The sequence below is a fragment of the Modestobacter sp. SYSU DS0290 genome (genome assembly GCF_054050955.1).
The window spans coordinates 62931-69411 of the sequence record NZ_JBJHAI010000021.1 but is presented as its reverse complement, the minus strand read 5'-3'; the positions used below and the strand labels follow the sequence as shown (position 1 = coordinate 69411).

At 77.1% G+C, this 6481-nt stretch carries 6 protein-coding genes; 4 read left to right on the top strand and 2 right to left on the bottom strand.

The annotated features are described in order from the left end of the window. Positions 1-164: 164 nt before the first annotated feature. Positions 165-839, bottom strand: coding sequence for a ferritin-like fold-containing protein (locus ACI795_RS16265; protein ID WP_457076581.1), 675 nt, complete (start codon positions 837-839; stop codon positions 165-167). Positions 840-1334: 495 nt separating this feature from the next. Here ACI795_RS16265 and ACI795_RS16260 point away from each other — a divergent pair, with 495 nt between their 5' ends. The 4 genes from ACI795_RS16260 to ACI795_RS16245 all read left to right on the top strand — a co-directional run bounded on the left by ACI795_RS16260 (position 1335) and on the right by ACI795_RS16245 (position 6071). Next, positions 1335-2954: a DEAD/DEAH box helicase gene (locus ACI795_RS16260; protein WP_457076580.1), complete on the top strand. Its 1620-nt coding sequence runs from the start codon at positions 1335-1337 to the stop codon at positions 2952-2954. Between the two features lie 16 nt (positions 2955-2970). After that, positions 2971-4125 (top strand): outer membrane protein assembly factor BamB family protein, encoded by a 1155-nt coding sequence (locus tag ACI795_RS16255; RefSeq protein WP_457076579.1) that lies wholly within the window; start codon positions 2971-2973, stop codon positions 4123-4125. A gap of 102 nt (positions 4126-4227) precedes the next feature. Further along, entirely contained in the window at positions 4228-5202 is a 975-nt protein-coding gene (locus ACI795_RS16250; protein WP_457076578.1) for an alpha/beta fold hydrolase, read from the top strand. Beyond that, positions 5199-6071 carry an oxygenase MpaB family protein gene (locus ACI795_RS16245; RefSeq protein WP_457076577.1) on the top strand — a complete coding sequence of 291 codons (873 nt, stop codon included), beginning with the start codon at positions 5199-5201 and terminating at the stop codon, positions 6069-6071. The genes ACI795_RS16250 and ACI795_RS16245 overlap by 4 nt, the downstream gene beginning before the upstream one ends. Here ACI795_RS16245 and ACI795_RS16240 read toward each other — a convergent pair. After that, the gene (locus ACI795_RS16240) at positions 6061-6480 is read right to left on the bottom strand and encodes a hypothetical protein (protein WP_457076576.1); all 420 of its coding nucleotides are present in this window, start codon (positions 6478-6480) and stop codon (positions 6061-6063) included. The two genes, ACI795_RS16245 and ACI795_RS16240, sit on opposite strands and share 11 nt — an antisense overlap. Position 6481 lies beyond the last annotated feature (1 nt).

Genomic DNA, 6481 nt, shown 5'->3' with positions numbered 1-6481 from the left:
CCCCCCCCCCCCCCCCCCCCCCCCCCCCCCCCCCCCCCCCCCCCCCCCCCCCCCCCCCCCCCCCCCCCCCCCGGCCCGCCCCCCCCCCCCCCCCCCCCCCCCCCCCCCCCCCCCCCCCCCCCCCCCCCCCCCCCCCCCCCCCCCCCCCCCCCCCGCTGCGTCGGTCACGGGTTCAGACCGAGGGACCGCATGCGCTCGCCGTGCGCCTCGGTGAGCCGCCGGAGGAGCTCGCCCACGCCGGCCAGGTCCCCGGTGCCGGTCATCATCAGGTCGGCGAGGTCGTCGTGCTCGGCGATCACCGCCTGCGACTGGGTGAGCGCCTCACCCACCAGCCGCCGGGCCCACAGCGCCAGCCGCCCGGCCAGGGTCGGGTCCGCGGCGATGGCCGCGCGGACCTCCCGGACGGCGAAGTCGGCGTGCCCGGTGTCGTCGAGCACCTCCTCCACCAGCGCGCGGTCCGGCTGCGGCAGGAACGCCGCGACCTCGCGGTAGAAGTCGGTGGCCAGCCCGTCGCCGACGTAGGCCTTGACCAGGCCCTCCAGCCAGCTGCTCGCCCTCGTCTGGTCGTGGAAGCCGTCCAGCGCAGCGACGAACGGCGCCATCGCGTCGGCCGGGTCGACCCCCAGCTGGACCAGCCGGGCGGACAGCCGGCCGTGGTGGTCGATCTCGGCTGCCGCCATCCGGGCCAGCGCTGCGCGGCCGGCCAGCGTCGGCGCCATCCGGGCGTCCTCGGCCAGCCGGTCGAAGGCCGTCAGCTCGGCGTAGGCGAGCACGCCGAGCAGCTCCACGACCGCCCGCCGCTGCACGTCGGCGCCCAGCACGCGCCCGTCGGCACTCACTCCGCGCCCGCCCCCCGTCGCCGTCCGCCCTGCCCCCGTCGGGTGGTCCCGGCGGTGTCGCAACGGCGCACGGGCAGGTTAACGGGCTGTCGCAGGCTAGGATGGAATGCGCGGACCGCGAGGCCCGTTCACCGAAGTGCACGAGAGCACGACCGCAATGCAATTCCGTGTGCGCTGATGACCGCTGGATGACGCTCCTCCCGGAGCTCTCCCGGGCAGTCTGCACTCGACGCCCGGTCGAACTGGCCGCGTCGGCGCTGGATCGACAATCCCGGAACCGACCGGGACCGGCGTGCGTCGCCGGCGGCGCCCCGAGCACGGGGCCGGACCACGACGCCGACGGTCCCCCACCAGACCGAGGCGAGAGAACTGACCTCCACCGAGAACACCCCCACGGACACCACGCCCGCCGCTCCGGAGCTGGAGCACGCCGAGACCGGCGCGCCCGCTCCCGAGGAGCTCGAGCAGCAGGTCGAGGAGCTCGGCGGCGCCCCCGTGGCCAGCGACAGCCCGCTGTTCAGCGACTTCGACGTGCACCCCGACATCGTGGCCGCGCTGGCCGAGGTCGGGATCACCCGGACGTTCGCCATCCAGGAGCTGACCCTGCCCCTGGCGCTGGCCGGCAACGACCTCATCGGGCAGGCCCGCACCGGCACCGGCAAGACGCTCGGCTTCGGCGTCCCGCTGCTGCAGCGGGTCACCCCGCCGGCCGAGGGCGGTGACGGCGTCCCGCAGGCGCTGGTCGTCGTCCCGACCCGCGAGCTGTGCGTCCAGGTCTCCCGCGACCTGGCCGCCGCCGGCGCCAAGCGCGGCATCCGCGTGCAGGCCATCTACGGCGGCCGGGCCTTCGAGCCGCAGGTGGCCGCGCTGCAGGCCGGTGTCGAGGTCGTCGTCGGCACCCCCGGTCGGCTGCTGGACCTCGCGCAGCAGGGGCACCTGATCCTGGGCAAGGTCAGCGGGCTGGTGCTCGACGAGGCCGACGAGATGCTCGACCTGGGCTTCCTGCCCGACATCGAGCGCATCCTGGCGATGGTCCCGGACAAGCGGCAGACGATGCTGTTCTCCGCGACGATGCCCGGCCCGATCGTCACGCTGTCGCGGTCCTTCATGACCCAGCCCACGCACATCCGGGCGCACGGCAACGACGAGGGCTCGACGGTCCCGCAGACCACCCAGTTCATCTACCGGGCGCACAACCTGGACAAGCCGGAGCTGCTCTCCCGGGTGCTGCAGGCCCGCGACCGCGGACTGGTGATGGTGTTCTGCCGGACCAAGCGCACCGCGCAGAAGGTCGCCGACGAGCTCGTCGACCGCGGGTTCGCCGCGGCCGCGGTGCACGGCGACCTCGGTCAGGGCGCCCGCGAGCAGGCGCTGCGCGCCTTCCGCGCCGGCAAGGTCGACGTGCTGGTCGCCACCGACGTCGCCGCCCGCGGCATCGACGTCACCGGCGTCAGCCACGTCGTGAACTACCAGTGCCCCGAGGACGAGAAGACCTACGTGCACCGGATCGGCCGCACCGGCCGGGCCGGCAGCACCGGCGTCGCCGTCACCTTGGTCGACTGGGACGACATCCCGCGCTGGCAGCTGATCAACAAGGCGCTGGACCTGGACTTCGCCGACCCGCCGGAGACCTACTCCACCTCGCCGTGGGTCTACACCGACCTCGACGTGCCGACCACGGCCACCGGCCGGCTGCCCCGCGCGCAGCGCACCCGTGAGGGGCTCGGCGCCGAGACCCTCGAGGACCTCGGCGAGACCGGCAAGCGTCAGCGCACCGGCGGCGGCTCCGGGCACGGCCACGGCGGGAACCACTCCGGCCCCGGCCGGGAGGACGCCGAGCCCGCCGCCGGCCCCAGCAAGAGCCGCCCGCGCCGCCGCACCCGCGGTGCCGGTGCGGCGGCCGCCGGCGCGGCAGCCGCCCTGGGCGACGACGCACCGGCCGCCGCGGGGACCGGTGGCGTGGAGGGCAGCCCCACCACGACCGCCTCGGTCACCGGCGAGGGCGGCGCCCCGAAGCGCCGTCGTCGGCGCCGGGGTGGGGCCAAGCGCAGCGGCGGCGCCGCGGGCGGTGCGGCCGACGCCGGCTCGGCCGGCGGCGAGCCCACCGCCTCCTGACGCAGCACACACCCGGATGAGCCCGGCACGCCTGCCGCTGCGCGTCTGGCTCTGGACGGCGGCCACCCTCGTGGTGGCCGCCGTCGCCGTGTCGCTGTGGCTGACCTCGGACGTCGCGGCCACCTCCTCGACCACCGCCCCGCCGCCGGCCGTCGCGGACCAGGCACCGGCCGGCGCGCTCTCCGTGGCGTGGTCGGCGCAGAGCGGGCCGGGAGCGAGCCGGCCCGTGGAGACGGGGCGCGTGCTGGTCACCGACCAGCACGGCGTCGCGATGGTCGACCCCGCCACCGGGGACGAGGCGTGGCACTACCGGCGCGCCAACGCCCACCTGTGCGACGCGGCCGCGGTCGACGGCGTGGTGATCGTGGCCTTCCGGACCACCGACCGCTGCAACGAGCTCACCGCGCTGACCGCGGCCACCGGGGAGCGGGCCTGGTACCGCAACGTGCGCTTCCGCACCGACGCCGAGTTGACCGCCACCGAGCAGGTCCTGCTGGCCAGCAGCCCCACCGGGATCGTCACCGTCGACCCGACCGGCAACAACACCCGCTGGCGGGTCGCCCCCGCGGAGGGCTGTCGCTTCGTCGACGCCGCCGCCGGGAGCACCGGGGTGGCCGTCCTGCAGCGCTGCGGCGACGGCGCCCCGCTGCAGGTGCTGCTCTACGACGGCATCGGCGGCACCCTCACCTGGACCCGCGAGCTGGACACCGGCACCGCCACGGCGCGGCTGGCCGGTGCCGACCGGCTCGTCGGCGTGGTCGTCGGGGACACGGCCACCGTGCTCGACCCGGCCGACGGGGCCACCCTGCACGCCCTGGAGCTGCCGCCGCTGCCCACCGGCGCCGACGCGCGCAGCGAGCCGCTGCTGCAGGCGGGCGTGGCGGACGTCGCCCTGCTGTGGGCCCGCGGCACCGTCCTCGCGCTCGACCAGGAGACCGGTGCCCCCCGGTGGAGCCGGCCGGCGCTCGGCCTGCCCGCCGCCCTGGGCAGCTCCCCGGTCAGCGAGGTGCTGGTGCCCGAGGACGGCGCGTTCGTCCGGCGCTCGCTGGCCGACGGCACCGAACGGGGCCGGTCCACGGTCGAGGGTGCGGTGCCCATCGGGAGCCGCGCCGCCGTCGTCGGGCCGACCGTCCTCGTCGCCACCCCGGGTGAGGTCCGCGCCTTCCGCTGAAGGAGGTCGGAGGCGCCCTCTTCCTCCCACCGCTCGCGAGCTCGCGGCGGGCCCTGAAGGGCGGCCGGACGACCGTCGGCGGTCCGGTGCACACTCGGTGCCATGGTCCTGCCAGGTGGCTCCGAGCACACCGCTCCCGACGACCTCCGCCAGCTCGCGGTGCACGACGCGCGCCCGGTCACCTTCCGCGGCGGCACCGGGCCGATCGCCGGGCTGGACACCGGCGCCGACCGGGACGCCCGCGCCACCGTGCTGCTGGTGGCCGGCTACACCGGCAGCAAGGAGGACTTCGCCCCGCTGCTGACGCCGCTGGCCGACGCCGGGCTGCGCACCGTCGCGATCGACCAGCGTGGGCAGTACGAGTCACCCGGCCCGGACGACCCGGCGGCGTACTCCGTCCCCGAGCTCGCCGCCGACGTCGTCGCCGTGGCCCGCCAGCTGCAGGAACGCGAGCTGCAGGAGGGGCGTGGCCGCCCGGTGCACCTGCTGGGGCACAGCTTCGGCGGCCTCGTCACCCGCGCCGCCGTGCTCGCCGAGCCGGCCCTGTTCGCCTCGCTGACCCTGCTGGGCAGCGGCCCGGCCCGGCTGACCGGGCCGCGGGCGGAGCTGCTGGACCACCTCTCCCCACTGCTGGACGCCGGGGGCGTGCAACTGGTCAGCGACACGCTGGAACAGCTCGCGATGACCGACCCCCGGGCGCAGGCGGTGCCGGCCCCCACCCGGGAGTTCCTCACCCGCCGGTTCCTGGCCAACAGCGCCGCCGGCTTGCGCGGCATGGCCGACGCGATGCTCAGCGAGCCCGACCGGGTCGCCGAGCTGGCCGCCACCGGGGTGCCGGTGCTCGTGGCGCACGGCATCGCCGACGACGCGTGGCGCCCCTCCCTGCAGGCGGAGATGGCCCAGCGGCTGGGCGCCCGGCACGAGGTGATCCCGCAGGCGGTGCACTCCCCCGCCATCGAGAACCCCGCCCGCACGCTCGCCGTGCTGCTGGACTTCCTCGCCGACCCGGCGGCCTCGACCGCCGCGGCCCGCTCCGCCGGCACCCGCTCGGCCGGCGACCCGGAGGCGGTGCGGTGAGGCCGACCCCGTCCCTGCGCGAGTTCACCGCGGCGGAGGACCGGCTGGGCTTCTTCGGTCCGGAGAGCATCAGCTGGCGGATCCACGCCGACCCGGCGTTCTCCGTGGGTGGCATCCGGGCGCTGCTGCTCCAGGCCCTGCACCCGGTGGCGATGGACGGCGTCCACCAGTTCTCCGAGGCCTTCGGCAGCGAGCCGTGGGCCCGGCTGACCCGCACCGCCGAGTACGTCGCCACCCTGACCTTCGGCACCCGCCGGGAAGCCCTGCGCGCCGTGCGCCGGGTGCGCGGGATGCACCGCGGGAAGTCGGCGGTGGAGCAGACCACCGGGCGGGCCTACTCGGTCGACGACGCCGACCTGCTGCTGTGGGTGCACTGCTGCGAGGTCGACTCCCTGCTGTCCACCGCCCGCCGTGCCGGGGTGCCGCTGACCGACGCCGAGGCCGACCGCTACGTCGCCGAGCAGGTGGTGGCCGCGGTGCTGATCGGCTGCGAGGAGGACGACGTCCCGGTGACCGTCGCGGAGCTGGCCGCCTACCTGGACCGCACCCGGCCGCGGCTGGCGGTCACCCCCGCAGCGCGCACCGCCTCCCGCTTCGTCCTCCTGCCGCCGATGCCCGGCTGGGTGCAGCTGCTCACCCCGGCCCGCCCGGCGTGGAGCACCCTGGCCAGCCTGGGCGCGGCGACGCTGCCACCGTGGGCGCGCCGGCTCTACGGCCTGCCCGGGCTGGGGATCACCGACGCGGCCGCGACCGCGGCGGTGCGCGCGTTCCGGCAGGCGGCGCTGGCGGTGCCCGCCCGGGTGCGGGAGTCGCCCATCGTGCGGGCCGCCCGGCACCGCGTCGCCGACGACGTGGCGCTCAGCGCGTAGCGACTCCGGCGCTCGACCGGCTGCGGCGGCCGGGGGTGAGCGCCGCGGCGACCGCTTCGGGGACGACGGCCGGGAGCAGGAGCAGGCCGCCACCGAGGCCCCACACCACCGCCCAGGCCAGCACGGCCGCCGCCGCGACCGCCGTGATCGTGGCCGACCAGCGCGACCCGCCGGTGAGCGCGGGCACCAGGAGGACCACCGTCGGCAGCCCGAGCGCGACGACCGCGAACGCACCGGAGTCACGCCAGACCTCCGGGGCCAGCACCGCCGCCGCGGCGAGGGCGAGACCCACCGCGACCCAGCGCAGCACGGTCGCCGGCCCGCCGTCGGACCGTCGGTCGGCCGGCACCAGCGCCAGACCGACGGCGACGAGCACCGAGACGACGACCACCGCGATGAGCGCGACCATC

Excerpts from the sequence above, each read along its gene's own strand:
- ACI795_RS16255 (WP_457076579.1), top strand. The coding sequence starts at position 2,971 with ATGAGCCCGGCACGCCTGCCGCTGCGCGTCTGGCTCTGGACGGCGGCC.
- ACI795_RS16250 (WP_457076578.1), top strand. The coding sequence starts at position 4,228 with ATGGTCCTGCCAGGTGGCTCCGAGCACACCGCTCCCGACGACCTCCGC.
- ACI795_RS16240 (WP_457076576.1), bottom strand. The coding sequence starts at position 6,480 with ATGGTCGCGCTCATCGCGGTGGTCGTCGTCTCGGTGCTCGTCGCCGTC.